Raw genomic sequence first — 25845 nt, forward strand, 5'->3', positions numbered from 1 at the left:
GTCGCGCGCGGACATCAGAAATGCAGGTTGAGACGCAACAGCGCCTGGTGCCGTTCGAACTGCTCCAGGTTGAGGCTGCGGCTGTCGCCGACCGCGCTGCCTGCAACCTGCATCTGCCAGGTACCGGAAATGCCGACTTCCTTCGAGATGGTGTAGGAGAAGGTCGGGCCGGCGAAGACCGCATCGCCGACGAAACGGTCGAGTGCGCCGCCGTCATACGCCCGCGCGTAGCGAACGCCGAGGCCGAGCACGAGTTCGGGCTGCACCGCGTACGAGATCGCTGCCTGGAGCTGCATCTCGGAATCGTGTCGCCAAAGATTGGTCGCGATCTCGCGGGTTCCGCCGGTCCCGTACCAGACGTTGAAGGCCGCAAACAGCCTGTCCTTGACCAGCTCGCGATCGAACAGCGCGGCAAACTCTGCGCCATATTGCTGGATAGGCATGCCGCTGGCGTCGTCGATCCGGCTCCAGCCGGGCTGCGCGTGGAGGGTGAGCCCAAAGGGCGCGACGGCGCGATCGACAAGCTTGTAGCGCAGTTCGAGCGCGGCCCCACCGAAAGCGACGTCCGAATGATCGGCAAGTCCCGGAACGCCGCTGATGCGCTGTCCGCTCAGTGCAAATCCGGGTGCGATCCGGAAATTGTCCGAGACCGTGTACTTGATCTGATTGAGATTGGCCCAGGCCGCGTAGCTGCCGGAGCGCTTGCCGAACGCGCCGACATTCTCGAATTCGATCTCGATTTCGCCGGGCTTGCCGATGTCGGAGCCCATGCTGAAGCCGAAAATGTGCTCGGTGTCGATCTCCGCGTGGGCTGACGGCAGGTTCTGCGCAGGCTTCGAGGCGGCGTGGCTGAGCGGGTCGCGAGGCGTACCATATGTGCGCCCCGGCTTGTCGTCGGCGAAGGCCAAGGCACAGCTCGCCAGCTGACTGGCCACGATCGTTGCCGCCGCTACGGCGCGCGGGAAGCTCAATATTCCAGACACCAACAATTCACCTCTAAGCCGAGACTCGCTGATGGACGGAAGGTCTCAGGCATGCGTTGACCCATGCAAATGCAAGTCATTCGCAAAATATTCCACGCAATCGTCGCCGATGCAATTATTGCGACTCATTCTTAGTTGCGTTCAAGTGTCGCAGCTGGACTGAGCTCCAGCGCCATCGCCTGGGTGGGGCGGCCGAGGTGCGCCCGGGAATTCGCGCGGGTCAGGCCCAAATTGACGCAAAACCAAGTGGCCGTACCTACCTTGCGAGACCAGTGCGGATCGCGAGCGGCTGGGACGATCGAGCGGTCCTTGCGCGCTTGTGAGCCCCAGCGTACCGACCGGAGGCATTGACCGCGCTGCCGGCAAGAGGCTGCGACAGGACGTCTGCCCAGCCAGTCAAGCTAATCGAAATCAACCTCTGGCGATGTCCCGGCTTATCTTCTGCAATCGTGCAAAGGCGGCCCACGCGTTTGGATATTGGGCGTCTCTTGAATCGATCGTGAGGAGCGCGCGGCAGGCCTCGTTGATGTCGTCCGCTGAAGGACGCATGGAGATGTCGCCCGATGACTCCGCCCCCTTCCAGCGGTCCTCGACCTCTTTCGCCAGGGCCAATGCTTCCGACGGGGTTCGCTTCCGGGTTGGCTTCGCCAATGCGTGACCCAGAGGGAATGTGGGCCAGGCGGTGGGAGGCCGATCGGCTCGCCACTCGCCTTCCTTGGCTGCCTCGCGCTTCGCGGGCGGACTTGCCTGTCCATCGGCAGCATCAGGCGGAACGGTCCGGCCTGCCAGTTCGCGAATCTGCTGCTCCATCGTCCCGCCAGACGACGATCCGCCCGCCGATGGCGTCGGCGCTGTCAGGACGGGTGCAATCGACGTCTGCACCTCGGGGGCAATCTTCTGAACGGTCTTGACGACCGCCGACGCGCCGGGTGACAGAGCCGGCCGCTGTTGCGCGACCTTGTCGTCCTCGGTGGGGCAGGGCCGGTATCCCGAACGCTGACGCGTGATGCGTCCGTCATCATCGATGCGGGCAAGATCAATGGCCACGGTGTAGACGAAAGCGGCGTCGATGACCTGGCCGGACTTGTCCCTTGCCTTGACACCGCCGCAAACATACCTCGCCGCACCGGCTTCGACTGAACGCAACGCGCCGAATGTGGCCGTCCCTGGATCGATCAGCGCATGTCGAACAGCTGCGCGAGCTCTCGTGTGTTCGGAGGAGAGCGCGCTGATCAGGACGTCAGGATTGATCAATTCGGGCTGGTAGTACCACACATACTCCACGGCGAAAAATGCTGCGCCGAAAGCCGCTGCGATCAGGACACCGGGTACATTCATGGGAATTTCTCCGGGTAAAGGAACCCGGCATGGTTGTTATTTGTTTCAAAAACCATTTGCGCTAGAGTCTTCTAACAAGTCGTTAATCGGTTGTGAGGTCGCAGAGAATCTACCAGACGATGGTCCTCGGGAAGGGATGAGCTCCGCCGGATCCATGCGTGCGCCTTGTTGACAATGCGGGGCGAGGCGGTACCACCATGGCAAAATGGACGGAGCAACCTGATGACGAGTGGCTTGCGCAAGGGTTTGACGAGCTATGGCGATGCCGGCTTCTCGCTGTTCCTGCGCAAGGCGTTCATCAAGGCCATGGGCTATTCCGACGACGCGCTGGAGCGCCCGATCGTCGGCATCACCAACACCTATAGCGACTACAATCCGTGCCACGGCAACGTCCCGCAGATCATCGAAGCGGCGAAGCGCGGCGTGATGCTGTCCGGCGCGATGCCGTTCGTATTCCCCACCATCTCGATCGCCGAGAGCTTTGCGCATCCGACCTCGATGTACCTGCGCAATCTGATGGCAATGGACACCGAGGAGATGATCCGCGCCCAGCCGATGGATGCGGTGATCGTGATCGGCGGCTGCGACAAGACGCTGCCGGCGCAGGTGATGGCCGCGATCAGTGCGGATCTGCCGACGGTGGTGATCCCGGTCGGGCCCATGGTGGTCGGCCATCACAAGGGCGAGGTGCTGGGCGCCTGCACCGACTGCCGCCGGCTATGGGCCAAATATCGCGCCGGCGACATGAACGATGCCGAGATCGAGGCGGTGAATGGCCGCCTCGCACCGTCGGTCGGCACCTGCATGGTGATGGGTACGGCCTCGACCATGGCCTGCATGATCGAAGCCATGGGCCTGTCGCTGCCGATGAGCGCAACGATCCCGGCGCCGCATGCCGAGCGCTTCCGTCTCGCCGAGGCGAGCGGCAAGGTGGCCGCCAAGATGGCGAAGACGAAGGGGCCGAAGCCCAGCGAGTTGCTGACGCCGGCCTCGTTCAAGAATGCGCAGGTCGTGCTCCAGGCGATCGGCGGCTCGACCAATGGCCTGATCCATCTGACCGCGATGGCGCATCGCTCGCCGCATCGGCTCGATCTCGAAGTGTTCGACCGGATCGGCCGCGAGGTGCCGGTGCTGGTCGATCTGAAGCCGTCGGGCGAGCATTACATGGAGCATTTCCATCATGCCGGCGGCGTGCCGAAACTGCTGGCGCAGCTCGGCGATCTCATCGATCTCGATGTCAGGACCATCTCGGGCCAGACGCTACGCGATGTCGTAGCGAATGCGGAGGAGGTGCCTGGGCAGGACGCGATTCGTCCGCGTGACAACCCGATCAAGAAGGAAGGCGGCCTCGCCATCCTGCACGGCAATCTCGCGCCGCGCGGCGCCGTCATCAAGCAATCGGCCGCGAGCCCGAAACTGTTGCGGCACACCGGGCGGGCAGTCGTTTTCGAGTCGGTCGAGGACATGACCTTGCGGGTCGACGATCCCGATCTCGACGTCACCGCCGACGACGTGCTGGTGCTGCGCAATGCCGGCCCGAAGGGCGCGCCGGGCATGCCGGAAGCCGGCTATCTGCCGATCCCGAAGAAGCTCGCGCGCGGCGGCACCAAGGACATGGTGCGCATCTCGGATGCGCGCATGAGCGGCACCGCGTTCGGCACCATCGTGCTGCATATCACGCCGGAATCCGCCGTCGGCGGGCCGCTGGCGCTGGTCGAGAACGGCGACATGATCCGCCTCGACGTCGAAAAGCGCAGCATCGAGCTGCTGGTCGATGCCGCCGAGCTGGAGCGGCGCCGCGCCGCGCTGAAGCCGGCCGCCGTCCCCGGGGAAATGCGGCGCGGCTACGCCTGGCTGTTCAACGAGACCATCATGCAGGCCGACGAGGGCTGCGACTTCGATTTCATGCAGAGGACCGGGAAACAGACGGAGAAGCATTGATCGGCCGCGCGAACGAACGCTCGGATCGGCTGCTTCAAATTGCCGGCGGAGACAGGCTGCATCTGTCCTAGGTAACGACCTGCTCGATCCGCCACTGCGCGTCTTCGTGCAGGTAGCGGAACGGCGTGCCGTGGCTGTTCTTGAAATAGCTGCCACATAGTGCGTTTGCCATGGCTTGCATCACGGCGTCGTGGCAGACGAACAGGAGATTGTCGTCGGGATGGCGCGCGAGCCACCCCGAGACGCGGGCCAGCGACCGTCCGGCCATGGCGTCCCAGCTTTCGCCGTCGGCCGGCAGGATCGACACGAGACCCGTCGCGGATTTGACGCCGTGCTTGATCATGAGGTCGCGGACGGGGAGGCCTTCAAAGCTGCCGAAATCGAACTCGATGATGCCATCGTCTATCGCGAGCGGCACCGCGATCACGTCCGCGATGATTTCGGCCGTCCGCGCCGCGCGTACCAGGGGGCTTGCGACGATGCGGCTGATGCCGACGCCGCGCAGCACGTGCGCGGCCTCGCGCGCTTGTCGCAGGCCATCGTCGTTCAGCGGATTGTCGGTGCGGCCCTGAAATCGCCCCTCGCGATTCCAGTCGGTCGCACCGTGACGGAGGCCGTAGAACGTGCGCGCGGGCCTCGTCACTTCGACTTGCTCGTGAACTTCTTCACGGCGGTGCGGAACGCCTCCGTGTTCATCGCCATGATGATCTTGTGCTCCTCGGCATCGAGCTGCTGCTTCACCGGCGTGGTCGCGGCCTGGTAGACCAGCTGCTTGGTGCCGGCGATCGCCGCCGGCGGATTCTGCGCCAGCCGTTCGGCAAGCTGCCGCGTCGCCGCCTTCAGCTCGGTTGCGGGAACGGTCTTGGCGACCAGGCCCCATTCATAGGCCTGCTGCGCGCTAAAATTGTCCTCGGCGAGAAAAATCTGCAGCGCGCGGCGCGAGCCGACCGTGCCGACGATGCCGACCGTCGAGCCGCCGTCCGGCGACACCCCGATCTTGGCATAGGCCGGCGTGAACTTGGCGTCCTCCGCGGCGATGCAGAGATCGGTCACGAAGGCGAGGCCCATGCCGGCGCCGGCGGCCGAGCCGTGCACGCTGGACAGCGAGATCTTCGGCATGCGCCTGACGGTCTCGATGAAGGCATGATAGTGCCTGAGCAGCTCGCCGACGACGGGCGTCACCGTGCCGGCTTCGGCGGCAGCCCCGATCGTCTGCAGATCGCCGCCGGCGCAGAACGCGCGGCCTTCGCCTTCGAGGACGACGACGCGGATGTCGTCCGCGCCTTCGATATAGGCCGCGAGCTGTTCGAGCTTCTGGGCAATCGCAAGGTTGATCGCGTTGAATGCAGCAGGGCGGTTCAGCGTGATGGTCGCGATCGGGCCGTCGATCCGCAGCAGGGCGGGATCATCGGGCTTTGAGACGGGAGCGGACATTTGGAGAATCTCCGGCAGGAGGTCGAGGCTCGAACTAAATCGCAGAAGGCGAGGGGTGACAATCCCCGGCCGCCGCCCTTGCGCCGGGCGGAACGATAGGCTCAAATGGGGCCGCCTTCGCCAGGGAACGGACACGAGCGCCGGCTCCTCCGCGGCCAGCAAACCAAAATCAGCGAGAGAGGAGCCGGCATGGGTTACGCTCGTGTCTTCCGGAAATGGGCTGTCCAATGACGGGCGGTCCGGTGATCATCGTCGGCGCCGGCCATGGCGGCTACCAGGTCGCGGCATCGCTGCGCCAGGCAGGCTTTTCGGAGCGCATCTGCCTGATCAACGACGAGGCGCATCTGCCCTATCAGCGGCCGCCGCTGTCGAAGGCCTACATCAAGGGCTCTGCCGGACCGGAGAGCCTGATGTTCCGGCCGGAGAAGTTCTATCATGACCAGAAGATCGACCTGATCGCGGGCCGCGCCGTCTCGATCGACCGCGCGGCGCGCAAGGTCCTGCTCGCCTCCGGCGAGACGCTGGCTTACGGCCACCTCGTGCTGGCGACCGGCGCGCGCAATCGCCTGCTCGATTTGCCGAATGCCAATCTGCCCGACGTGAAGTACTTGCGCATCCTCGACGAGAGCGAGGCGCTGCGCCAGATCATGCCCTCGAAGACGCGCGCCGTGATCATCGGCGCCGGTTTCATCGGCCTCGAATTCGCCGCCACCGCGCGCATCAAGGGCCTCGAGGTCGACGTGCTCGAGCTCGCCCCGCGCGTGATGGCGCGGGCGGTGACGGCGGAGGTGTCGGAATATTTCCAGGCGCGGCATCGCGAGGCCGGCATCCGCATCCATCTCGGCGTGCAGGCGACCTCGATCGAAGCCGAGAACGGCAAGGTCACCGGCGTGTCCTTGAGCGACGGACGGCATCTGCCCGCCGACCTCGTCGTGGTCGGCGTCGGCGTGCTGCCGAACATCGAGCTCGCGGCGGAGGCGGGGCTGCCGGTCGCCGCCGGCATCATCGTCGACGAATATCTTTCGACGGCCGATCCAGACATTTCCGCGATCGGCGATTGCGCGCTGTTCGCAAGCCCGCGCTTCGGCGGATCGCTGCGGCTGGAATCGGTGCAGAACGCCACCGATCATGCCCGCTGCCTTGCGGCGCGCCTGACCGGCGACAGGAAGCCCTACGACAGCCATCCCTGGTTCTGGAGCGACCAGGGCGACGACAAGCTCCAGATCGCAGGGCTCACCACCGGCTACGACCGCGTCGTGCTGCGCGGAGACTCCGCCAAGAAGGCGTTCTCGGCGTTCTGCTACAAGGGCGACAAGCTGCTCGGCATCGAATCCATCAACCGCGCCGGCGATCACATGTTCGGCCGCCGCCTGCAGGGCATGGACCGCTCGATCACGCCGGAGCAGGCCGCGGACGAGAGCTTCGACCTGAAGGGCGCGCTGGCGTGAGCGCTTAGCGCTGCATGACCGCCGCCACCTCCGCGGCCGTCGGCATCGACGGCCCGGCGCCCATCCGCTGCACGCTGATCGAGGCGGCGGCATTGGCGAAGGCGAGGGCGGCGCGCAAGGGCACATCGTCGGCCAGTTGCGCGGCCAGCGCGCCGACGAAGCAGTCGCCGGCGCCCGTGGTGTCGAGCGCCCTGACCACGCGGCCGGGCACGGCAATCTCCTCGCGCTCCGCCAGCGCGAGCACGCCGCGCTTGCCGAGCGTGACGCAGATGGCCTGGTCCTCCCGCGCTTGAAGCTGCCGCGCCACGGCAATGATCCTTGCCGCCTCGTCGCTCTCGGAGAGCTCGCTGCCTGTGAGGAAGCCGAGCTCGGTCTCGTTCAGCACGAGGATGTCGACGAGCGCGAGCAGTTCGCGGGACATGGCCTGCGCCGGTGCCGGGTTGAGCACCGTCGTGGCCCCGGCGGCGCGGGCGCGCCGGAAGAACGCGGCGATCGCCGGCAGCGGAATCTCGAACTGGCTGACGGCGACGTCGCCCGCCAGCAGCGGCACGACCTCGACGTCTTCGGCGCCGACCAGCCCGTTCGCCCCGGGAATGACGACGATGGTGTTGTCGGCCTCCGCCACCGTGATGATGGCCGTCCCGGTGTGGGCCTCCGCCGTCTCCTGGACGTAGCCGAGATCGATGCCCTGCTCGCCGAGAAAGGCCTTCAGCTCGCCTCCGAACGAATCCTTACCCAGCCGCCCGATCAGCGTGGTCCGCGCGCCAAGCCGTGACGCCGCGACCGCCTGGTTGGCACCCTTGCCGCCCGGAAAATACAGCACCTGGCGGCCGGCGACGGTCTCGCCGACCTTCGGATGGCGATCGGCGGTCGCCACCACATCCATGTTGATGCTGCCGGCGACGAAGACGCGCCCCATCCTGATCCCTGCGACTGTTAGACCCTGACCTCGAACTCGTGCCTGACCTTGGCGATGTCGACCAGTGTCGGCAGGCCGGCCTCGTTGCCGAGGCGCTGGATCTTGAAGGTCGAGGCGGCGCGCGCGAAATCGAAATGCTCGCGCCAGCTTTTGCCGGGATGGGCGAGGTAGGAATAGACATAGGCGCCGTGGAAGACGTCGCCGGCGCCGTTGGTGTCGATGACGCGCTCGCGCGGGATCGGCATCGCCGGCATCACCTGCACCGTTCCGGTCTCGTCGTACCAGAAGAGGCCCTTCTCGCCCATGGTGACGCCGCCGATCCTGCAGCCGCGGCCCTTGAGGTAGTCGAGCATCTTCTCCGGCGTCAGGTCCATCTGCTCGCACAGGCGTTCGGCGACGATGGCGACGTCGATATATTCGAGCAGTTCATGCGTGTTGGTGCGCAGGCCGCCGCCGTCGAGCGAGGTCAGGATGCCGGCCTCGCGGCACACCTTGGCATAGTGGATCGCGGCGTCCGGCTGGTGGCCGTCGACATGCAGCGCGCGGCAGCCGCCGAGATTGAGCATCGGGAAGGGGTGGATGTGCTCGTCGTCGCGGCAGCGGACGATGGCGCGCTTGCCGTCCTTGGGCATGATGAAGGAGAGCGAGGACTGGTTGACCTTGCGCCCATGCAGCGAGATGCCGTACTTGGCGCACATGTCCTGGAACATGCGCCCCAGCCAGTCGTTGGCCGCCGTGGCGATGAGATCGGGCACGATGCCGAGCTTGGCGCAGCAGAAGGCCGCCGTCACCGCATTGCCGCCGAAGGAGACCGCGTAGTCCGAGGCCACGTGCTTCTCGTCGCCGGTCGGCATGTGGTCGGTGATGAAGACGACGTCGATATAGGTCTGTCCGATGAAGAGAGCCTGCATTGCTTGTCCGTGATGCGCTTGTGGTCCCGGCCGGCGGGATTACTCTAGCACCGGTTCCGCTCCGGAGGGACGCTGAATTTATTCGCAAAACTGCCGCCCGAAGCGCTTGAGGTCAGCATGGTGCCGGAATACGACCATGTCGGCCCAATGCCAAGCCCGGACAAACGCCGTCTGTCGGTCCATGGGTTCCAAGTCTATCAAAAGGGTGCAGGATGATCACCGGCCTCGATCACATCGTCGTTCTCGTGAGCGATATCGGTGCGGCCAAGGCGGCCTATCAGACGCTGCTGGCCCGCGCGCCGGCCTGGCAGAACTCCGGCGAGGGCGCTGACCGGGTGCTGTTCACCCTCGACAACATGACGATCGAGCTGATGGCACCGAGCGGTTTCAGCGTCACCGCCGACCGCATGCGCGCACTGCTCGAGGACCAGGAGGGCATGCTCGCCAGCCTGTGCTTTCGGGTCGCGGACATCGGCAAGATGCACCGGCGGCTGGACCGGGTGGCCTTGAGGCCGGACCCTGTTGCGGAGGTCGAAAGCAGCGATGCGGTCAGCGATGCCGTGCTGCACTGGAAGCGCACGCGTGCCGCCACGGAGCTCACGCGCGGCGTGCGCATGTTCTTCCTCGAGCTGGCCGACGAGCGTCCGAAGTCGGTCGCGACCGACGTCGCGCCGATCGATGCGCTCGACCACGTCGTCATCACCACCGAGGATTCCGAGCGCGCCGCCGCACTCTACGGTGCGCGGCTCGGGCTCGATCTTGCGCTCGACCGCTCGCACCAGGACTGGGGCCAGCTGATGTTCTTCCGCTGCGGCGACCTCATTGTCGAGGTGGTGCGCCGCCCTGTCGCCGGCAGTGACCTCACGCATGACCGGCTCTGGGGCCTGAGCTGGCGGGTCGCCGACATCGACGCCACCCGCGCCCGCCTGATCGCTGCCGGCCTCGACGTCAGCGAAGTCCGCAACGGCCGCAAGCCGGGCACGCGGATCATGACGGTGCGGAACGGGACCTGCGGGATTCAGACTGTGCTCTTGGAGCGCTCGCCGAAGCCGGTGGAATAGGGCAGTCTGTCCTCCGTCATTGCGAGCGCAGCGAAGCAATCCAGAATCCCTCCGCGGTGGCAGTCTGGATTGCTTCGTCGCAAGGGCTCCTCGCAATGACGGCTTCCTCGTGTTACACGCTGACCCGAGAACCTCCAGCGAGCACCCGGTTTGGCGAAGGCGAAGGCAAAGCGAACTCTGAAATGGCAGCGCGATCCCGAGGGGATGCGGCTGCGCATTCTCGAAGCTGCCAAGCAGGAGTTCTCCGCCCATGGGCTCGCCGGCGCGCGCGTCGACCGCATCGCAGCCAAGGCCGGCGCCAACAAGCGCATGCTGTACTATCACGTCGGCAACAAGGACGAGCTCTATCTCGCGGTGCTCGAAGGCGCCTATGACAAGATCCGCAGCGAGGAGCGCGGGCTCGATCTCGAGCATCTCGATCCGCCCGAGGCGATCCGCCGCCTGATAGAGTTCACCTGGAATTACTTCCTGCGCAATCCCGAGTTCCTGTCGCTGCTCCAGACCGAGAACCTCGCGCGCGCCAAGCACCTGAAGAAATCGACCAAGGTCAAGTCGATGCATTCGCCCTTCGTCGAGATGATCCGCACCGTGGTGCGGCGCGGCGTCGACAGCGGCGACTTCCAGGTCGCGGTCGATCCGGTGCAGCTCTACATCTCCATCGCGGCGCTGAGCTTCTTCTATCTCTCCAACTCGGCGACGCTCAGCGTGATCTTCGGCCGCGATCTCCTGGACAAGAAGGCCAAGGACGAGCGGCTGGCCCATATGGTCGGCCTCGTGCTCGCCGCGCTGACGGGGCAGTCCGTGGCACTGTTCGAGATCGCGAAGCCGGCGAAGGCCCGCGGCAGCGTGGTGCAGACGGCGTAGTCTGCGAGTCGCAGGCTTTGGCGGATTTGGTATCCGCCTTTTCCTCAATCTCCGCCGTCATTGCCCGCGCAGGCGGGCGATCCAGTATTCCAGAGGCGTCGGCGGGATACGGAGAAGCCGCGGCGTACTGGATTCCCCGCCTGCGCGGGGAATGACACCGAGGGTGGGCCGGTCTCGTGCCCCGTACGCAGCGCAGCAACGCTTCGCGCAGCGCGTCCGGGACACGGAGGCGATAGTGCGTTCCCCCACACAGCCCCGGAACCCGGCGCAAAACGTCACAGGGAAAGCTCTGGACAGTATTTATCCAACGGGTTAATTTCTGCCCGCAACGAAGAAGATGCCGGGAGTGAAAATTGGCCGAGCTGAAGCCGCAAAATGCGGTGTCCAAGATGCTGAATGCGGCCTGGGTTCGGCCGTTCTTGTTCCTCGTCTTCATCGTCGTCGCCTGGGATCTGGCGATCCGTCTGTTCAAGATCCCCGCCTACCAGATCCCGTCGCCGCTCGATGTCGTTGCCGTGCTTCGCACCGAATGGCCGGAACTGCTGCGCCAGTCCTGGCCGACCACCTATGCGACCGTCTGCGGCTTCCTGCTCTCGGCGCTGTTCGGCATTCCCGTGGCGATGCTGATCGCGGGCTCCAGGACGGTGGAGAGCTACGTCTATCCGCTGCTGGTGTTCTCGCAGTCCGTGCCCAAGATCGCGATCGCACCGCTGTTCGTGGTTTGGTTCGGCTTCGGCATCATTCCCAAAGTCATTTCGGCCTTCCTGCTCGGCTTCTTTCCCGTGGTGGTGTCCGCCGTGCAGGGCTTCAAATCGGTCGATCCTGACATGGTCGATCTCGCCCGCGCCATGCAGGGCAGCCGTTTCCAGGTGTTCCGCGCGGTGAACCTGCCGCATGCGCTGCCGGCGATCTTCTCTGGCCTCAAAGTGTCGGTGACGCTCGCCGTGGTCGGCGCCGTCGTCGGCGAGTTCGTCGGCTCCAATTCCGGCATCGGCTACGTCATGCAGCGCTCGATCGGCACGTTCGACCTGCCGACGATGTTTGCGGCGCTGGTGATCCTCGCGCTGCTCGGCGTGATCTTGTTCTGGATCGTGGACCGGATCGAGAAGCTGGTCATTCCCTGGCATGTCAGCCAGCGCGAGGACGTGATTTTCGCCGCTTGAGTGTTTGCGGCTCTGAAGTGACGCAACGAACGGCCACCAACGGCCGACGCAACAAGGGCAAGGGAGAGTGACGATGAAACGCTTGATTGGGGCCGTCTCGGCGGTGCTGATGACCTTTGCGGCCATGCCGGCCCAGGCGGCCGACAAGGTCGTGCTGATGCTCAACTGGTACGTCTATGGCGAGCACGCGCCGTTCTATTACGGCAAGGCCAAGGGCATCTATGCCGCCGAAGGCATCGAGCTCGAGATCCAGGAAGGCCGCGGCTCGGCGGCGACCACGCAGGCCGTCGCCGCCAAGACCGCCGATTTCGGCTATGTCGACGTTCCCACCATGATGCGCGCCGCGATCAAGGGCGCGCCCGTGGTTGCGACCGGCGTTCTGCTCCAGACCAGCCCCATGTCCGCGATGGGTTTCGCCGACAAGAACATCAGGAAGCCCGAGGACATCAAGGGCAAGACGGTGGCGATCACGCCGGCCGACTCCATGACCCAGATTTGGCCGCTGTTCCTGAAGAAGACCGGCCTGAAGGAGAGCGACTTCAAGACCGTCGCCGGCGACGGCCAGACCAAGCTCAACGCCGTCATCAATGGCCAGGCCGACCTTTTGCTCGGTTACGTCATGGACCAGTCGATGAAGATCAAGGACGCCACCGGCAAGGACGTCTATCCGATCAAGTTCGCCGACTACGGCATCAACATGGTGTCGTCGGGCATCATCGCCAATTCCGACTATGTGAAGGCCAATGCCGATCTCGTCCGCCGCTTCATGTCGGCGACGACCAACGCCGTCGAAGCCGCCGAGAAGGAGCCGAAGGCTGCGGCGCAGGCGATCCTCGATGCCAACCCCAAGGGCGGCAAGATCGATACGCTGACGCAAGGTTTCGAGCTGACCATTCCGCTCTACCGGACTGCGGAGACCAAGGGCAAGCGGCCGTTCCAGGTCACCGACCAGAACATGACGGACTCCGTCAATCTGATGGTCGAATATGGCGGTCTCGACGCCAAGGCCAAGGACAACCCGAAGGCCTTCTACACCAACGACTATCTGCCGAAGAGCGGCACGTGAAACCAACAACGTCCGTCATTGCGAGGAGCGATAGCGACGAAGCAATCCATCTCCCCACTTGGAGAGGCATGGATTGCTTCGCTTCGCTCGCAATGACGGGCTGCACCAGCTGCGTTCAACTGGACCGAACAGCATGCAATCAGCGATAAAGTCAGTTGCGGATCAGCCTGCCGCGCATCTGAGACTGGTGAACGACCGGGCGGGCGATGCGTCGGGCATCAAGCTGTCAGGCGTGTCGAAGACCTACCGGACGCGCGACGGCGACGTGCCGTCGCTGCGGCCGCTCGACTTCCACATCAACGACGGCGAGTTCTTCGTCGTGGTCGGTCCGAGCGGCTGCGGCAAGTCCACGCTGCTCAAGCTGATCTCGGGCCTGCTGCCGCCGACGACGGGCGAAATCCTGGTCGAAGGCGAGAAGGTGACGAGGCCGCACGGCAATGTCGGCATCGTCTTCCAGAACGCGCTGCTGCTGCCATGGCGCAACGTCCTCGGCAACGTGATGCTGCCGATCGACATGAAGCGGCTGCCGCGGCAGGAATATCTCGCGCGCGCCAAGTCGCTCTTGAAGCTGGTCGGGCTCGAAGGCTTCGAGAAGAAGCTGCCCTGGCAGCTCTCCGGCGGCATGCAGCAGCGTGCCTCGATCTGCCGCGCGCTGGTGCACGATCCCAGGATCATGCTGATGGACGAGCCGTTCGGCGCGCTCGATGCGTTGACGCGCGAACGCATGAATGTCGAATTGATGCGCATCCAGCGCGAGACGAAGAAGACGGTGCTGTTGATCACGCATTCGATTCCCGAGGCCGTGTTCCTTGCCGATCGCGTGCTGGTCATGACCGAGCGCCCCGGTGCGGTCGCCGCGATCTACGACGTGCCGCTGCCGCGCCCGCGCTCGCTCGACGCGATGGCCGATCCTGTCTTCACCGAACTCGTGCAGCGCATCCGCAAGCACTTCTTCTCGCAAGGGGCGCTGGATTAGGACGATGCTGTTCTCTGAAGCCACCACATGCACGGTGCGCTCCCTCCCCCGCTTGCGGGGGAGGGCAGGGGAGAGGGTGTCTCCGCTGGAAAGACTCCCCAAGAGGATAGAACCCTCACCCGGCACTTCGTGCCGACCTCTCCCGCAAGCGGGAGAGGTGCACCGCCTCCGCGGCCAGCTTTGTGGGACGAACTAACACCATGCCACCGCGCCTGAAGCTGCGAGACATCGCCTTCTTCGAACGTCCCGTGCAGTTCGCGCGGCCGTTTCGCTTCGGCGCGATCACCATCAACGCGACGCCGCAGCTGTTCGTGCGGGTGGAGATCGAGGTCGAAGGCAGGGGCGTTGCGGTCGGCGCCAGCGCCGAACTGCTGGTCCCGAAATGGTTCGACAAGCGGCCGGAGCTGTCGCCGGCGCAGACGGTCGATGGCTTGCGCCGCTCGCTGGAGATCGCCCGCGGACTTTATTTGGCGCGGACCGGATTTCAGACCGCGTTCGATCTGCATGCCTCGTGCATCGGGGCGCAGATCGCGACCTGCGCGAAGAAGAACATCCCGGCGCTTGCCGCGGCTTACGGCCCCGCGGAAATCGACAAGGCGATCCTCGATGCGCTGCTGCGCGGCGTCGAGGCAAGCTTCTTCGACGGCATGGCTGCGAACATCGCCGGCATCGATGCCCGGCTTTCTCCTGACCTGAGCGAGAGGGACATCAGGACGTTTCTCTCCGGCCGGATGCCGCTGCAGCGCGTTGCCATCAGGCATACGGTCGGCCTTGATGATGTCGTTGAGGGCGAAGGCGGCGTTGCCGATCCGCGCGGGAACGCTGGTGCACGCTACTTCAAGCTCAAGCTGTCGGGCGATCCCGCAGCCGATGCCGCGCGCCTGGCGCGGATCGGCAAGGAGCTCGATACGCTCGGTCGCGACACCAGGGTAACGCTCGACGCCAACGAGCAATATGCCGACCTCGCCGCGCTACAGGCGCTGATGGACCGGCTCGATCACGATCCCACATTGCGCCCGATCGCTTCGCGCCTGCTCTATATCGAACAGCCGATGCCGCGCGACATCACGCGGCAATCGCCGCTCGGCTCGCTCCGCGCCCGTGATTTCATCATCGACGAAGCGGACGATTCCTACGATGCCTTTCCGGCGGCCCGGGCCCTCGGCTATCGCGGCATCTCCTCGAAATCCTGCAAGGGTCTCTACAAATCCATCATCAACGCGACGCGCGCCGCAAAATGGAGCGCGGACGGCGAGAGGTTCTTCGTCACCGCCGAAGACCTCACCTGCCAGGCAGGGCTTGCCGTGCAGCAGGACCTCGCACTCGGCGCCTTCATCGACGTCACCCATGCCGAGCGCAACGGCCACCACTATGTCGACGGCTTTGGCGAGACGCCGGCCGCGGAAGCACAAGCCTTCGCAGTCGCGCATTCCGATCTCTATTCCGATGCCGGACAAGGCGTCCGCCTTTGCATTCACGACGGCGATCTCCTGACCGGATCGCTTCATGCTGCGGGCTTTGCGACCTCGGTCCATCCGGACTGGTCGGCGCTCCGCCCGCTCCAACAGCCAAAATCACTTCAGGAGTATCTGGCATGACCACCCAACGCCTCGGCCTCATCATGAACGGCGTCACCGGACGCATGGGGCTCAACCAGCATCTGATCCGCTCGATCGTCGCGATCCGCGACCAGGGCGGCGTCCGCCTGAAGAACGGCGATCGCGTCATGCCCGATCCGATCCTGGTCGGCCGCAGCGCCGAGAAGGTCGAGGCGCTCGCCAGGCGCTTCAACATCACGCGCTGGACCACTGATCTCGACGCCGCGCTCGCCGACAAGAACGATACGATGTTCTTCGATGCCGCGACCACGCAGGCAAGGCCCGGCCTGCTGACCCAGGCCATCAACGCCGGCAAGCATGTCTATTGCGAAAAGCCGATCGCGACGAATTTCGAGGAGGCCGTCGAGGTCGTGAAGCTCGCCAATTCCAAGGGCGTCAAGCACGGCACGGTGCAGGACAAGCTGTTCCTGCCGGGCCTGAAGAAGATCGCCTTCCTGCGCGACTCCGGCTTCTTCGGTCGCATCCTCTCGGTGCGCGGCGAGTTCGGCTATTGGGTGTTCGAAGGCGGCTGGCAGGAGGCGCAGCGACCGTCGTGGAATTACCGCGACGAGGACGGCGGCGGCATCATCCTGGACATGGTCTGCCACTGGCGCTACGTGCTCGACAACCTCTTCGGCAACGTCCAGAGCGTGGTCTGCATCGGCAGTACCGACATCCCGGAGCGCTACGACGAGCAGGGCAAGAAGTACAAGGCGACCGCGGACGATTCCGCCTACGCGACGTTCCAGCTCGAAGGCGGCATCATCGCCCACATCAACATGTCCTGGGTGACGCGCGTCTATCGCGACGACCTCGTCACCTTCCAGGTCGACGGCACCCACGGCTCGGCGGTCGCAGGCCTCACCGACTGCATGATCCAGGCGCGGCAGGCTACCCCGAGGCCGGTCTGGAATCCCGACGAGAAGCGTCTGCACGATTTCTACGGCGACTGGCAGAAGCTGCCCGACAACGTCACCTACGACAACGGCTTCAAGGAGCAGTGGGAGATGTTCATCCGCCATGTCTACGAGGATGCGCCCTACAAGTTCACGCTGCTCGAAGGCGCCAAGGGCGTGCAGCTCGCCGAATGCGCACTGAAGAGCTGGAAGGAGCGGCGCTGGATCGACGTCGCCCCGATCAAGGCGTGAGTTGAACAAGTTCGATGTTTGCCAAGCCGTCATTGCGAGCGAAGCGAAGCAATCCAGTGTTCCTCCGCGGTAACAGTCTGGATTGCTTCGTCGCTTCGCTCCTCGCAATGACGGAGGAGAGGTCTGAGCCATGAATAAACCCGTCCAGCCGATGTCGTCATTGTCGCTCAAGCTGCCGAAGGCCGATCGCTCGATCGAGACCTACCGGCTCGCGGATTCGCGCACCTTTCCCGCAAAGCTCGGGGGACCGCTGAACCGCATCGCGTTCTCGGCCGTGCACACCGTCGCCGATCCCTTCGCGGACAACGATCCCTGGCTCTCGGCCGCCGTCGACTGGGACAAGACCATCGCCTTTCGCGAGCACGTCTGGGATCTCGGGCTCGGCGTTGCCGAAGCGATGGACACCGCGCAACGCGGCATGGGTCTGGACTGGCCGACTTCGCTGGAGCTGATCACGCGTTCGGTCGGTGCCGCAAAGCGCCGCAATGCGCTGGTGTTCTCCGGCGCGGGCACGGACCATCTTGCAGTCGATGATGCCAAGAGCCTCGATGACGTGATCCGCGCCTATGAGGAGCAGATTGCGGCAGTCGAGAAGGTCGGCGGCCGCATCATCCTGATGGCGTCGCGCGCGCTGGCCAAGCTCGGGCGCAACGCCGACGATTATGCTAAGGTCTATGACCGCGTGCTGTCGCAGGTTCGCGAGCCCGTGATCATCCACTGGCTCGGCGACATGTTCGATCCGGCCCTGACGGGATATTGGGGCACCAAGGATATCGATCAGGCGATGAACACGGCGGTTGCCATCATCAATGGCAACGCCGCCAAGGTCGACGGCGTGAAAGTCTCGCTGCTCGACAAGCAGCGCGAGATCGACATGCGCCGTCGTCTCGACAAGTGCATCAAGATGTATACCGGCGACGACTTCAACTACGCCGAGCTGATCGCCGGCGACGAGCAGGGTTTTTCGCACGCGCTGCTCGGCATCTTCGATGCGATCGCGCCGGCGGCGTCCTACGCGTTGTCGCGGCTGGCGGTCGGCGACGAAGCCGGCTTCCACGACGTGCTCGGGCCGACGGTACCGCTGTCGCGTCACATCTTCAAGGCGCCGACGCGCTTCTACAAGACCGGCGTCGTGTTCATGGCGTATCTCAACGGCCATCAGGATCATTTCACCATGGTCGGCGGCCAGGAGAGCACGCGCTCCACGCTGCACCTGGCCGAGCTGTTCCGTCTGGCTGACAAGGCCGGCCTGCTCGCCAACCCTGAACTCGCGACGCGGCGGATGAAGACCGTGCTCGCTACCCACGGTATCGAATCCTGATGCGCGACTTCTCGTCCGATCACCGCTGGCTGTCGTTGAATACGGCGACGGTCCGCAAGCAGGGTGACCTCGTCGCGATCATCGCTGCCTGTGCGAAGCACGGCATCCGTGCCATCGATCCCTGGCGCGACCAGGTCGCTGCCGTCGGTCTCGAGCGCGCCGCGCGTGCAGTGCGCGAGGCCGGCCTCGAACTGTCGGGCTATTGCCGCGGCGGCATGTTCACCTCGGACGCCTCGCGCCGGGGCGAGGTGCGGGACGACAACAGGCGCTGCGTCGATGAAGCCAAGGCGCTGGGCGCGCCCTGCATCGTCCTCGTCGTCGGCGGCCTGCCGCAATATTCGCGGCCGGGCAGCGAAGCCTCGAAGGACATCGCGGCCGCGCGCGGACAGGTCGAGGACGCGCTTGCCGAGATGCTCGACTACGCCCGACAGGCGAAGCTGCCGCTGGCGATCGAACCGCTGCATCCGGCCTATGCAGCCGACCGCGCCTGCGTGAACACCACGAAACAGGCGCTCGACATTTGCGACCGGCTCGACCCCGGCTGCACCGGCATGCTCGGCGTCGCGCTCGACGTCTATCACATCTGGTGGGATCCGGAGCTGATGGGCCAGATCGCGCGCGCCGGCAAGGATCGCCTGCTCGCGTTCCATGTCTGTGACTGGCTGGTGCCGACGAAAGACATCCTCAACGACCGCGGCATGATGGGCGATGGCGTCATCGACATCAAATCGGTGCGTCAAGTCGTCGAAGCGCAGGGCTTTGCCGGCTATTCCGAGATCGAGATCTTTTCCAACGACTGGTGGGGCAAGCCGATGGACGAGGTGCTGCGCACCTGCATCGCGCGGCACAGGACGGTGGTCTAATGCGGTATGAGTTGGGTTGAATCGATGCTAGCACCTCTCCCCGCTGGGGAGAGGTGAACCTGGAACAACCGACCGAGCCAAATTTCATCGTGGTCTAGGTCAGGCGCGCGCGCCCTATGGGCTTGCGACCTGTTGCAGCGTGTTGAAGCGCGCCTTCTGCTCGCTGCTCAGCGTGGCGTAGAACTCGTCCAGGGCGGGTTCGACCAGCTTGGCGGCCGTCAGCATGGCCTCGAGCCGGCGCTGCATCGCTTCGAGCCGTCCAACCGGCGTCAGCGGCACATCGTTCGGACAGGCCGCCTGCAGGTCCTGAAGGCCCTTCGCCGTCGCTTCGCCGAGGCGGTCGAGCGCCTCCTTCTGCTTGCCTGCGGGGTGGAGTACAGCCTCGATCCTCTGGATCGGCAGCTGCGTCAGGCCGGACTTCGGATCGCCGCAGCCCTCGGCACTGGTTTCCTGGGCACTGGCTTCCTGCGGCTGTGATGATCGTTCGCCGACATTGGGGCCAAGCGCGTTGAAGCGGGCCTGCTGTTCGTCACTGAGCGAGTTGTAGAAATTCTCCAGTGCCAGTCGCACGATCTTGACGGCTTCCAGCGTTGCGCCGATGCGGTTCATCATCGCGCGCAAGCGCCCAGGGGGCGTCAGTGCATAGGTCTCCGCGCAGGAGTCCTTGAACACGCCGGCAGCGTCGGCCGCCGCGGTCTTCAACTCGTCGAGCAGTGCGCGTTGCTCCGGCGTCGGCTGCACTGCTTTCGCGATATCGGCAAGCGGCCACGCGGTCACGCCCTTGTCCGGTGCGCCGCACAATTGCTGGAGCGTTTGTCGGCTCACGCTGGCGCGTGGACGCGCGCGGTCGCCGCGGGCTTGCGGATAGTCATACGGGTTGGTGCTGGCATAGGCGGAATAGGGGCTATCACCACCCCAGAACACGGTATCGACGAAATCGTCATAGGCGTAGGCCCAATAGCCGGGCTCGTAGGCATAGGACCAGAACGTGTAGTTGAAAATGTCAGAATAAGCGTAAGGCCAGAACACCGGCCCAAGCCATGCCACGAACACTGCGGGATGACGGTGACGCCAGGCTTGCCGGGGCGCCCAGGCGCTCTGGCGAGCGACGAGGGCCGCCTGGGTCTGCGAAGTGACCTGCTCGCGGAAGCGCGCCGCGAACCGCCCGCGCTCGGCAGCCTGCACGGCGGCCGCAGTCGCCGCGGCGCGCCCGGCCGGAGCCTGCAGTCCAAGCCGCTGCTGGCGAGCCAGGTCAAGTTGCTGCGCGCGCTGCTCACGGCCGAGCAAGCGGTTCTGGGTCTGGAGCATCCGTTGCTGCTCGCGTTGCGCTCGCGCGCCTTCCACCTTTTGCGATTGCAATTGCTGAACGCGCTGCTGCAGGCGATCGATGCGGGTCTGGCGCTCCGTCGTCTGGCGCGACAGCGTCTCGCGCTGTCGCTGCTGCACCATTTGCTGGCGCTGCTGGATCTGCTGCTGATGCTGCTGCGCACGCTGTTCGATCTGATCGCGCCGTGACAGCCGCTCGCTCGCGGCCGGCGGTGCGCTGGGCCGCGATGGAGCGGCGATGTGCGGCGTCGGCCGCGGTGCCGTGGCCGGACGTTGCGGTGCTGCCGGCGGGCGATGGACTTCAGGCCGTGGCGCCGCCACGTGCGGGGCCGCTCGCGGCGGCGCAGCGACATGTGGGGTCGGACGCGGTGGCGGCGAGGCGACATGCGGCGCCGGACGTGGCGCCATGGCCGGTCGCTGCGGCATGGAAGGAGGATGGGATGCCGGCGCGGCGGGACGTGCCATCGCAGGCGGCGCCGCCGGGCGTGCCATGGCCGGTGGAGCTGCTGGCCGTGCTGCCGGCGCTGCGGCTGGACCCGGTGGCCCGCCCCTTCCATGTCCCTGGCCGAACGCGCCGACGCTCGCCGCCAGCATCGAGACACCAGCTAGAACAGAGGTAAGGCAAACGCCACGCGGAAGCATGATCTTAGCTCCCAGCTCATAATCGCCCACGATGTTTCAACGCGCATGTTGCGGAATCGTTCGTTGCTGGCGGCGGCCGGCATGCGATCTTCGGACGCAGGCAGTCTCAGGAGAAGTCCTGCGTCAGGGTGGTGGCGAGCCGCTCCAGCGCCCAGTCGACCTCGTCGCTTGTGATCACCAGCGGCGGAGCGATCCGGATCGTTTGCTCATGGGTATCCTTGGCGAGGATGCCCTTGCCCTGAAGCGCCTCGCAGTAGCGGCGCGCGCGGCCGGCCTCGGGATGCAGCTCGACCGCCAGCATCAAGCCGCGCCCGCGCACTTCGCGGATCGTATTGGCACGAATGTTTTTCAAGCCTTCGAGAAAGCGCTCGCCCTGCCTGGCCGCGTTCTCGATCATGCCTTCCTCGACCAGCACGCGCATCGCCGCGCGCGCCACTGCGCAGGCAAGCGGGTTACCGCCGAAGGTCGAACCATGCTGCCCGGGTCTCAAAGTCCCGAGCACGTCGTTGTTCGAGAGCACGGCCGACACCGGATAGAAGCCGCCGGACAGGGCCTTGCCGAGCAGCGTCACGTCGGCCTCGATTCCCTCGTGCTGCTCGGCGAGCAGCTTGCCGGTGCGGCCGAGGCCGGTCTGGATCTCGTCGAGCACGAGCATCACGTTGTTGGCGGTGCAGAGCTGGCGCACCTCAGTGAAATAGCCGGCTGGAGGAATGATGACACCGGCTTCGCCCTGGATCGGCTCGACCAGAAAGGCGACCGTGTTTGGGGTGATTGCGTCTCGCAACGCCGCAGCGTCGCCGAACGGGATGATCCTGAAGCCCGGCGCGAACGGCCCGAAATGTGTGCGTGTCTCGGGGTCGGTTGAAAAGCCGACGATGGCAAGCGTGCGCCCGTGAAAATTGTTGGCGCAGACGATGATCTCGGCCGCATCGTCCGGCACACCCTTCACCTCATAGCCCCATTTGCGAACCGCCTTGATCGCGCTTTCGACCGCCTCGGCGCCGCTGTTCATCGGCAGCACCTTGTGGGAACCGGTGAGCGCGGCGATCTCCTCGTAGAACAAGGCCAGCTGGTCGTTGTGGAAGGCCCTCGAGGTGAGCGTCAGCCTGTGCGCCTGTTCGACCATTGCCGCCAGGATCTTGGGGTGGCAGTGGCCCTGGCTGACCGCCGAATAGGCCGAAAGGCAATCGAGATAGCGGTTGCCTTCGGTATCCCAGACCCAGACACCTTCGCCGCGCGACAGAACGACCCCGATCGGCGCGTAATTATGGGCGCCAAAGCGTGCTTCCGTTGCGATGAGATCAATGACCGACGCGCTCATCTGTCGTCACTCCATTGCTGCGCGCCGGCGTCAACCGACCGCTCCGGCGGCCCTCAACTTGATCTGGGTATCGCTCTGCCGTCTTGGAAGCCTTCATGCGCCCGATCGCGTGGTGGGGCCCGATCTGCTCGAAATGTCAGATGGTTCTGCGGAACCACAGGGCCTCGTTCGCCGACACGCTCTCTACTGTGCATGGGGTTGTTTTCGACATTTTTGTCCTGGACCCTCAGTCGATCGCGCAGGGCACGCTCAAGAACCCGCGGAACCGCACCCGTCCGCCCCGCACCGGCTGCCCGCTCACGGCATAGTTCGGGAAGCGCGCTAGGAAGCGCGAGATCGCGATCGCGCCTTCCAGCCGCGCCAGCGCCATGCCGGCGCATTGATGCGCGCCGGTGGCGAAGGCGAGATGCCGGTTCGGCGCGCGCGCGATATCGAAGCGTTCCGGGTCTGGAAACTGCGCGGGATCGCGGTTGGCAGCACCAATGCACAGCGTCACCGACGTGCCGGCATCGAGCACGACGCCGCCGAGCTCGACACGCTCCGTGGTCATGCGATTGCCGAGCTGGTTCGAGCTTTCATAGCGCAGCATCTCCTCGACCGCCGTCTTGATCATGTCGGGGTTGTCGATCAGCCGCTGCTTCTGGTCGGGATGACGGTCCAGCGCCACGAGGCCGTTACCTATCAAATTGGTGGTGGTCTCGTGCCCGGCGTTGAGCAGGAAGATACAATTGTGCAGCAGCTCCTTCTCGCTCAGCCGCTCGCCGTTCTCCTCTCCCTGGATCAGCCGCGTCAGCACGTCGCGCTCGGGATTGCCCGGCTTGGCGCGCCGTCGCGCCACCAGCGTTTCGAGATAGGCGAGGAAATCCGTCACCGCCTTGTTGCCGCGCGCCGCCGCCTCGGGCGACACCACGGGTTCGAGGGCGCCCAGGATCGCCAGCGACCAGCCACGCAGCGGTGTGCGCTCGTCATGGGGAACGTCGAGCAGATTGCCGATCACCTCGATGGGAATGGAGGCCGCGAAATCCTCGATTAGCTCGCACGCGCCCTTGGCGGCGATGGCGTCGAGCAGGCCGTCGACCAGCTTGATGAGGTCGCCCTCCATGCCCGCGATCGCCCGTGGCGACAGCGCCCCCATGATCAGGCGGCGCACACGGGTATGGGACGGCGGGTCGTTGAAGACGAGGCTGGTGGTGTGGTGTTCGTAGAGCGGGGTGTCGCCGTATTTCGGTGCGAACTCGCGCTTCTTGTCCGAGCTGAACGACTTGGTGTTCTTGTAGGTGGTGACGAGGTCGTCGTAGCGGGTCAGGAACACGGTGCCGTTCGGCAGGCGCTTGACCGGCTCGTTCTCCCGCAGTGCACGATAAGTCGGATAGGGGTCGTCGTAGAACTCCGGCGTCAGCTTCTCGAGGTCGAAGCTGGCCGCCAGCGCCTTCGCATCTGCGTTCATCCCGTTATACTCGCCGGTTAAAGCCGATATGCCGTTTTTGTTGTTCTGGTCGGCGCATGCATGCGTCTACAGTCGTTGCACCTTGCTAGCCGACCGGACAGGAAAATGCACGCACGCGCTGACGCTGCCGACACGGCCCCGAACTGGCCCGACGATATCTTCGCGACATTGCAGCGCTTCGACGTCCGGCAGGTGCCGTATGTCCCCGACGCTGGTCATTCCAGGCTGATCCAGCGCGTGCTGGACTCCTCCACCATGCGCGGCATTCCGCTGACGACGGAGGAGGAAGGGGTGGCGCTGCTCGCCGGCGCCTGGGCCGGCGGACAGCGTGGCGTACTGCTGATGCAGTCGAGCGGCGTCGGCAATTGCATCAACATGCTGTCGCTGATCCCGATCCTGCGCTTTCCGTTCCTCACGCTGGTCACCATGCGCGGCGAGTGGGGCGAGTTCAATCCGTGGCAGGTGCCGATGGGATCGACCACGCAGGGTGTGTTCGAGCTCTCCGGCGTCAAGGTGCTGCGCGCCTCGAATGCCGCCGAGGTGCCGGCTGTGCTCGAAGCGGCCGCGGCGCAGGCCTACAACGCGCTCACCCCGACTGCCGTCCTTCTGTCGCAGCGCCTGATCGGCGCCAAGGTTTTCACCAAATGAGCAAGGCCAATCTCCTCGACCGCCGCCAGGTGGTGTCGACGCTGCTCGCGGACCGCAAGGACGTGGTCGCGATCGGGGGCCTGGGTGCCTCCACCAACGACATGTGCGCCGCCGGCGACCATGCCCGCAATTTCTACCTGTGGGGTGGCATGGGCGGCGCCGCGATGATCGGGCTCGGCCTCGCTCTGGCGCAGCCGACGCTGCCGGTGCTGGTCATCACCGGCGACGGTGAAATGCTGATGGGGATCGGCAGCCTTGCCACCATCGGCCTGCAAAGGCCGCCCAATCTGTCGATCGCAGTGCTCGACAACGAGGCCTATGGCGAGACCGGCGGGCAGACCAGCCATACCTCGGCCGCCGCCGACCTTGTCGGCGTCGCCAAGGCATGTGGCATTGCGGACAGCCGGGCCGTCACGACCATGGCCGAGGTCGAGGCCTTTGCCAAAGCCGTCCACGACGTTTCCGCCGGGCCGCGCTTTGCCAATGTGAAGATCGACAGCGCCAGCCTGGAGCGGATCCTGCCAAGCCGGGATGGGACCTACATCCTCAACCGGATCCGCGGCGACCTCGGCTTCCAGCCTATCTAGCCGGGCGCGGCTCTCAGAGGCGGCGCCCTGCAAGCAGCCCGAGTGGTGGGACGAATTTCCCCTGAGTTTGCAACGCATTCAGGTTGCGATGCAACATAGTGCTTGACTTCTGCGTGGGTGAGTGTTTACTCACCACCATGAGCTCATTGCGTATGACGAGCGACCTGAGGCGTCAATTGATCCTCGGTGCCGCAAAGCGCTGCTTTGCCCGACATGGCTACACCGGCACCACGACGAAGAGCGTGGCGGCCGCCGCTGCCATTTCCGAGGCGCTGCTGTTCAAGCATTTCCCGTCCAAGGCCGCGCTCTATGCAGAAATTCTCAGCGACGAATGCGAAGCGGATCCGGCGTTCATCGAGCTTCTCGAGCGGGAGCCCTCGACCGCCACGCTGGTCGAGGTGATCCGCAGGATGGTCGGGCATTTCCTGCACATTGCTGACGGCCCCGATCAGGAAGAGGCGCAGCGCCTGCGACTGATGGCCACGAGCCATCTGGATGACGGTGAATTCGCGCGTTTGCTATATGCCAAGATCGAGACACTGATTGGGGCGGCTTTCGTCGGCTCGCTCGAGCGCGCCGTGGCCGCCGGGGATGCGCGGCCCTACGCTGGCGATCCGCTCAACCTGTTCTGGTTTGCGCATCATGCGGTGATGACCGCGGCGCTGACCAGGCTGCCGGCCACGCCTTGTCTCGCTTACGGCAAGGCGAACGACCTGGAGCGGCAGCTCTGTGAGTTTCTCCTGAGGGGTATAGGACTTAACGACGCCGCAATTGCTTCGCATCTGGGCCGCGATCAGGCCGCGGATGCCGGCAAGGCGGCGATTGCAGAAAGTGCATGAC

Annotated in this window: 24 protein-coding genes; 15 read left to right on the forward strand and 9 right to left on the reverse strand. The window is 65.1% G+C overall.

Features of this window, described 5'->3' with window-relative positions; genetic code table 11:
• Positions 1-14: 14 nt before the first annotated feature.
• Together AC1RQP_RS34335 and AC1RQP_RS34340 are read right to left on the reverse strand one after the other, a co-directional pair.
• A complete protein-coding gene (locus tag AC1RQP_RS34335; protein WP_492941590.1) occupies positions 15-983 on the reverse strand; it encodes a DUF6662 family protein in 969 nt (322 codons plus the stop codon).
• Positions 984-1394: 411 nt separating this feature from the next.
• Positions 1395-2321 carry a hypothetical protein gene (locus AC1RQP_RS34340; protein ID WP_492941592.1) on the reverse strand — a complete coding sequence of 309 codons (927 nt, stop codon included), beginning with the start codon at positions 2319-2321 and terminating at the stop codon, positions 1395-1397.
• 222 nt (positions 2322-2543) lie between these two features.
• Between AC1RQP_RS34340 and AC1RQP_RS34345 the strand changes: the two genes are divergently transcribed.
• Entirely contained in the window at positions 2544-4262 is a 1719-nt protein-coding gene (locus tag AC1RQP_RS34345) for an IlvD/Edd family dehydratase (protein ID WP_492941594.1), read from the forward strand.
• Positions 4263-4329: 67 nt separating this feature from the next.
• On the opposite strand, the gene AC1RQP_RS34350 is transcribed toward AC1RQP_RS34345, so the two are convergent.
• Positions 4330-4905, reverse strand: coding sequence for a histidine phosphatase family protein (locus AC1RQP_RS34350; RefSeq protein ID WP_492941596.1), 576 nt, complete (start codon positions 4903-4905; stop codon positions 4330-4332).
• On the reverse strand, positions 4902-5696 hold the full coding sequence (locus AC1RQP_RS34355; RefSeq protein WP_492941598.1) for an enoyl-CoA hydratase/isomerase family protein: 795 nt from the start codon (positions 5694-5696) through the stop codon (positions 4902-4904). The genes AC1RQP_RS34350 and AC1RQP_RS34355 overlap by 4 nt, the downstream gene beginning before the upstream one ends.
• Before the next feature lie 227 nt (positions 5697-5923).
• Here AC1RQP_RS34355 and AC1RQP_RS34360 point away from each other — a divergent pair, with 227 nt between their 5' ends.
• Positions 5924-7144, forward strand: a complete 1221-nt coding sequence (locus tag AC1RQP_RS34360; RefSeq protein WP_492941600.1) for an NAD(P)/FAD-dependent oxidoreductase — start codon at positions 5924-5926, stop codon at positions 7142-7144.
• 4 nt (positions 7145-7148) lie between these two features.
• On the opposite strand, the gene rbsK is transcribed toward AC1RQP_RS34360, so the two are convergent.
• Together rbsK and AC1RQP_RS34370 are read right to left on the reverse strand one after the other, a co-directional pair.
• Positions 7149-8063: a ribokinase gene (rbsK, locus tag AC1RQP_RS34365; protein ID WP_492941602.1), complete on the reverse strand. Its 915-nt coding sequence runs from the start codon at positions 8061-8063 to the stop codon at positions 7149-7151.
• Positions 8064-8080: 17 nt separating this feature from the next.
• Positions 8081-8974, reverse strand: coding sequence for a sugar kinase (locus AC1RQP_RS34370; RefSeq protein WP_131866928.1), 894 nt, complete (start codon positions 8972-8974; stop codon positions 8081-8083).
• A 212-nt stretch (positions 8975-9186) separates the two neighbouring features.
• On the opposite strand from AC1RQP_RS34370, the gene AC1RQP_RS34375 reads away from it, so the two are divergent.
• The 9 genes from AC1RQP_RS34375 to AC1RQP_RS34415 all read left to right on the forward strand — a co-directional run bounded on the left by AC1RQP_RS34375 (position 9187) and on the right by AC1RQP_RS34415 (position 19034).
• Positions 9187-10035, forward strand: coding sequence for a VOC family protein (locus AC1RQP_RS34375; protein WP_239622185.1), 849 nt, complete (start codon positions 9187-9189; stop codon positions 10033-10035).
• A 204-nt stretch (positions 10036-10239) separates the two neighbouring features.
• On the forward strand, positions 10240-10899 hold the full coding sequence (locus AC1RQP_RS34380; protein ID WP_239622186.1) for a TetR/AcrR family transcriptional regulator: 660 nt from the start codon (positions 10240-10242) through the stop codon (positions 10897-10899).
• 353 nt (positions 10900-11252) lie between these two features.
• Positions 11253-12062, forward strand: coding sequence for an ABC transporter permease (locus AC1RQP_RS34385; RefSeq protein WP_239622187.1), 810 nt, complete (start codon positions 11253-11255; stop codon positions 12060-12062).
• A gap of 73 nt (positions 12063-12135) precedes the next feature.
• On the forward strand, positions 12136-13128 hold the full coding sequence (locus AC1RQP_RS34390) for an ABC transporter substrate-binding protein (protein ID WP_492941604.1): 993 nt from the start codon (positions 12136-12138) through the stop codon (positions 13126-13128).
• A 133-nt stretch (positions 13129-13261) separates the two neighbouring features.
• A complete protein-coding gene (locus AC1RQP_RS34395) occupies positions 13262-14104 on the forward strand; it encodes an ABC transporter ATP-binding protein (protein WP_492941606.1) in 843 nt (280 codons plus the stop codon).
• Positions 14105-14304: 200 nt separating this feature from the next.
• Positions 14305-15702 carry a hypothetical protein gene (locus tag AC1RQP_RS34400; protein ID WP_492941608.1) on the forward strand — a complete coding sequence of 466 codons (1398 nt, stop codon included), beginning with the start codon at positions 14305-14307 and terminating at the stop codon, positions 15700-15702.
• Complete coding sequence (locus AC1RQP_RS34405; protein WP_492941610.1) at positions 15699-16850, forward strand: Gfo/Idh/MocA family protein; 1152 nt, start codon at positions 15699-15701, stop codon at positions 16848-16850. The genes AC1RQP_RS34400 and AC1RQP_RS34405 overlap by 4 nt, the downstream gene beginning before the upstream one ends.
• 130 nt (positions 16851-16980) lie before the next feature.
• Positions 16981-18171 (forward strand): dihydrodipicolinate synthase family protein, encoded by a 1191-nt coding sequence (locus AC1RQP_RS34410; RefSeq protein ID WP_492941612.1) that lies wholly within the window; start codon positions 16981-16983, stop codon positions 18169-18171.
• Positions 18171-19034: a sugar phosphate isomerase/epimerase family protein gene (locus tag AC1RQP_RS34415; protein WP_492941613.1), complete on the forward strand. Its 864-nt coding sequence runs from the start codon at positions 18171-18173 to the stop codon at positions 19032-19034. Before AC1RQP_RS34410 ends, AC1RQP_RS34415 begins: the two co-directional genes overlap by 1 nt.
• A gap of 114 nt (positions 19035-19148) precedes the next feature.
• Here AC1RQP_RS34415 and AC1RQP_RS34420 read toward each other — a convergent pair whose 3' ends face one another.
• Complete coding sequence (locus AC1RQP_RS34420; RefSeq protein ID WP_492941615.1) at positions 19149-20081, reverse strand: Spy/CpxP family protein refolding chaperone; 933 nt, start codon at positions 20079-20081, stop codon at positions 19149-19151.
• 12 nt (positions 20082-20093) lie between these two features.
• On the opposite strand from AC1RQP_RS34420, the gene AC1RQP_RS34425 reads away from it, so the two are divergent.
• Positions 20094-20549, forward strand: a complete 456-nt coding sequence (locus AC1RQP_RS34425) for a hypothetical protein (RefSeq protein WP_492941617.1) — start codon at positions 20094-20096, stop codon at positions 20547-20549.
• 559 nt (positions 20550-21108) lie between these two features.
• Here the strand turns inward: AC1RQP_RS34425 and rocD are convergent.
• A complete protein-coding gene (gene rocD / locus AC1RQP_RS34430; protein ID WP_492941619.1) occupies positions 21109-22323 on the reverse strand; it encodes an ornithine--oxo-acid transaminase in 1215 nt (404 codons plus the stop codon).
• A 226-nt stretch (positions 22324-22549) separates the two neighbouring features.
• Positions 22550-23770, reverse strand: a complete 1221-nt coding sequence (locus AC1RQP_RS34435; RefSeq protein ID WP_492941621.1) for a cytochrome P450 — start codon at positions 23768-23770, stop codon at positions 22550-22552.
• Positions 23771-23875: 105 nt separating this feature from the next.
• On the opposite strand from AC1RQP_RS34435, the gene AC1RQP_RS34440 reads away from it, so the two are divergent.
• From AC1RQP_RS34440 to AC1RQP_RS34450, 3 genes are all read left to right on the forward strand, one after another.
• Positions 23876-24418, forward strand: coding sequence for a phosphonopyruvate decarboxylase (locus tag AC1RQP_RS34440; protein WP_028178284.1), 543 nt, complete (start codon positions 23876-23878; stop codon positions 24416-24418).
• Entirely contained in the window at positions 24415-25005 is a 591-nt protein-coding gene (locus AC1RQP_RS34445) for a thiamine pyrophosphate-dependent enzyme (protein ID WP_492941623.1), read from the forward strand. Before AC1RQP_RS34440 ends, AC1RQP_RS34445 begins: the two co-directional genes overlap by 4 nt.
• A 137-nt stretch (positions 25006-25142) precedes the next feature.
• Positions 25143-25844, forward strand: coding sequence for a TetR/AcrR family transcriptional regulator (locus tag AC1RQP_RS34450; RefSeq protein ID WP_061878200.1), 702 nt, complete (start codon positions 25143-25145; stop codon positions 25842-25844).
• Position 25845 lies beyond the last annotated feature (1 nt).

The organism is Bradyrhizobium sp. GW821-FHT13H06 (assembly GCF_058803975.1).